The sequence below is a fragment of the Vibrio sp. 1F263 genome, assembly GCF_041439035.1.
Lineage (GTDB): Bacteria > Pseudomonadota > Gammaproteobacteria > Enterobacterales > Vibrionaceae > Vibrio > Vibrio tasmaniensis_A.
Map to the genome: position 1 here is coordinate 1 of NZ_JBGONI010000089.1, position 4,003 is coordinate 4,003.

1 protein-coding gene is annotated in these 4,003 nt (G+C 40.8%); it reads left to right on the forward strand.

Annotated elements, in window-relative coordinates:
- Positions 1-1,082 precede the first annotated feature (1,082 nt).
- Positions 1,083-3,683, forward strand: coding sequence for an Ig-like domain-containing protein (locus ACED25_RS23030; protein WP_017099404.1), 2,601 nt, complete (start codon positions 1,083-1,085; stop codon positions 3,681-3,683).
- Positions 3,684-4,003 lie beyond the last annotated feature (320 nt).

The following is a 4,003-nucleotide window of genomic DNA, read 5'->3' on the forward strand; positions in this document are numbered from 1 at the left end:
TCATTTTTTGGTGAGCTTTCGTGCCCAGCGGCGAAACGCTGGTCGCTGAACATCGGTTTAGAGAGAGTTGGGCTTGAGTGTCGTTGTGCCATGAGGAGTTTCCTTTCTGTTTGAGTATCACTTTATGGAGCCGCTTGGCTGCCCCTACCTCAAACAGGGTTCTTCTCTGCAGGGGCGCGAAGCGTTCATTCACCCTTGCAGAGAAGGTTCTGATTTAGGAGGGTCAACAGTCTGCGAGCCCCATCAAATGATGCGAGTCGAAAGGAAAACCGGCACATAAGGCAACAAGCCCTTACTCGAACTTAATGGATGTCAGTGAAAGGAGTGAGAAGGTACGACGAACGGCAACGAGGAAGAATGACGAGGCGCTGGCGTTCAGGATTGCAGCGATATCCTTTTAGATAGGGACTGTAGAGAGGCACATTCTGAGGCGGCACGCAGTGACTCATCAGGGTGATGCCACTCTTAGGCCATAGGTGAAAGATACAAGCAAAAAGCCTTGCCCAAAGGGTAACGCCCAAGTCCACCATAGTTTTTAAGGTAGTGAATTGCTAAATAAAAAAAAAGGGGGGGGGTTCCCCGCAATTATCACAAAAATAAGACGTTCAAAATGCCAACAATACTCAGCCTTACATTTAAGGTGAAGAATTACTGATAGACCAACAAACATATAAAACTCAAATAAATCCTCAGTTTATATATTAACTGTGAAACGCCTCAGATGTGAGGCGTTTTTGCTCTTAAAAACGACAAAGTCGCTTGGTGATAACAGCGATTAGAGCATTTTCTTCAAATGATAATTGTCCAAAACCTTCACAGGCTGAATTTTTACCCGTGGTACATTCTACCTCAGAAATGCCCCAAAACGTTCTAGAACCCATCTAGATCGTAATAGAACTAGCTAATGTGTAAAGCAAACACATTACTTTGAAAAAACTCCCGTCCGCACCCAAGTATACACATCTCCAAAAGTCATTACTTAGGGAGAGTTGTGATATTCTTATATATGAGCTAAGTTGTTGGTTACAAGTAACTTAAAAAAATCTGGGCTTAGTTTTTTCATGGATATCAAGGATGGTAATATGACTCCAAAGTCAATAATTTTATTTGGACTACTTTTTAGCTCTTTGAGCGTACAATCTGCCACTTATACGGTAACAACAAGTAGTGATCAAGGCATAGGCTCACTTCGAGATTTCATCGAAAAGGCCAATGCTAATCCTGGTTTAGATACTATCGAAATACCGGCTTCATATAATGCACAAGCACCTATCTCGCCTAATTTGGGTGAAGTCCCTTCAGGTCAAACCGACAACCGAATGACAATTACTGATGATATTATCATTCGAGGATTAGGCGATGATTATGTCCACATTAATGACCATCAACGCTGGGTTTCTGATACTGGCTCATTTAATACTGGTTATCCGAATGATCCTAACAATCTGATTCTAAGATCATCTGGTCTTTTATTTGACATTAATCCTCGAAATACCGCAGGGCGCACCATCGATGCCACCATTGAAAATGTGTGGGCAGAACACATGTCAGGTTTTATCTTTTCCGATAACGCTAATGTAACACTCAATAACGTTATCCTATATAGGATAGTGCCTAGGCAAGGAGAGGCATCCATCATGTCTACTCAAGATGGCTTGGTTACAATAAAAGATTCATTTATATTCGAAAATCTTGGTCCAAGATCAGCACCTACCCTTATTTTTAATAGTGATGTTTTTATTGAAAATACGGCTTTTGAATCTAATGGACCATTGGTTGAAAGCACAGCCAGTCATGTTATTCAAGTTAGTCAAGATAGTTCAGGCAGCAGCACAACGGCAGTCATCAAAGATAGTATATTTAAAGGCTTATTTAATTCTACTTTTAGATTTAATGAAGCTGATGCACAAATTATAAATACTTTATTTGATGGAAGGGATGCTAATAGAGGTTGGCCAATCTATGTCAATAAAGGAAAATTGACGCTAACCAATAGTACGCTGTATTACCCGACTATTACTAAAAATGTAGACCCTGCTACTTACAAAGCGACCCATATAGAGTTAATCAATAGTGCTCAGCTTATAGCCAATAACAATCTACTCGTTATAATCGATGGTGCAAATAATGTTGGCTCTGCAATTTATCCAACTGATTGGGACGATACAACTATTTACCCATTATCAGAGAACAACAATAACTTTATTTCGACACCTGGTGTCGATGACACCCCTAATACTGGCCTGTCACTTGCAGGGTGCGTTACAACTAATTGTTTCGTTCCAAACACGCTTTCAATAGCGCTTGTTGATAAAGGCGACGACGCTAAAGCGCTATATGCCGATGGAAGCTCAATCATATCAGATTACCTCAAGCAAACCCGCCCACAGGGGTTGAGTATCGACATTGGCGCATTCGAAAAACATGAATCTCTTTATGCTCACCCAGATAGCTATGAGGTTGATCAAGATACTAAGTTGATTGTATCTAGCCAAGATGGAGTGCTTAAAAATGATACCAATGAAAATTCAGCAGCCGCTACATTAGACCAAGATGCTTTGTATGGAAGTGTCACATTGAATGCAGACGGCAGTTTTGAGTATCAACCTGATGCTGATTATTATGGCAATGATGAATTTTATTATTCAATCAATACGAGCCAAGCAAAAGTATCAATAACAATTCTCTCCACAGGTTGGACTCTTATCCCTAACAATGCTGCGCCAGTTGCTAATAATGATAGCTACTCACTTTACGCAGACAGTATTGATACCATTGTTGCACCAGGTGTGTTGCTTAACGATACAGATGATGCAAATACACAAGCTCCTTTTTATGCAGATTTAACTGCGCGAATCTATAAACAACCAATGCATGGGTCGGTAACACTTAAGGAGACTGGTGAATTCATTTACACGCCTGACGCTGGTTTTATAGGCGATGATAGCTTTGAATATGATGTTACAGATATTGGAACAAGACATAGTTACCCTGCTACCGTTAATCTTCATATTCAAGCCGGTGTTCCTTATGGGGGGAAGGTTATCGCGGGAACCAGCAGTGGTGGTTCTATAGGGTTCTTAAGCACGCTGCTATTGACGATACTCGCACTGTTTAGACATCAAAAGTCACTTGCCGTTAAAGTGGTCGTCCCACTATTGTTAAGTGTTTCTCCTTTCGCTCATTCTGCAGAAGAGAATAACGGAATATATGTAACAGCTAATCCTGGGATTTCATGGTTAGAGCCAGATACTGACCACAACGCGTGGAGTCAGGAAAGTAACAGTCAGTTTTCTTTCGGAAGTAGCTTAGGGTACCAATTTGATAATAACGCGAGTATCCAGTTTACTTATCGTTGGCTAAATAGTGTCGATTTGAAAGCAGAACATACGCAATATAATGATATGACGGTCGATTACCAACATTACAGCTTTAACTTTGTTTATCGAGTTACGCAGCTTTGGGGCGATAAATTCGCCCCGTACTTCAGTTTGGGCTTAGGTTATCTTGATGCAAGTTCGAACCACGCGGAAGATTTCGAGGTGGAGGATAATGTTCACCCCAACATAGGCGTCGGCGTGAATGTATTGGACTTTGGTCAAATTAAGTCAGATCTACAATGGCATCATTTAGCAGGTGATGTTGATACCCTCGAACTCGTGTTTTCTTATTACTTCAAGTAATTCAACTAAGAACAGTGCTTTTAGCTGTTCTTAGCCAGAGCTATCAGTTAGCACCTCTTCATACATAATTTAAGGGTATTACGGTTGCTCCCTGCGATGATTTGGAATTGTTCATCAATTGGGAGCACCCAGTATCTGACCTTTCCAATCAATACAATGCAATGAGTTAAGGGACTTTTACACTTGCATTTATTCATGACTCGCTAACTTAGCAAAGGCATTAACAAGCTTCTGTCCAAAAATGAGTTTCAGAAGCATCGTTTAATCAAGCCAGGTGAGTGCCTTATCAAACCCCTCTGGCGTTATATTGATGTACCAAT

Bases quoted from the DNA above. Each gene is read 5' to 3' on its own strand.
- ACED25_RS23030 (WP_017099404.1), top strand. From the start codon at position 1,083: ATGACTCCAAAGTCAATAATTTTATTTGGACTACTTTTTAGCTCTTTG.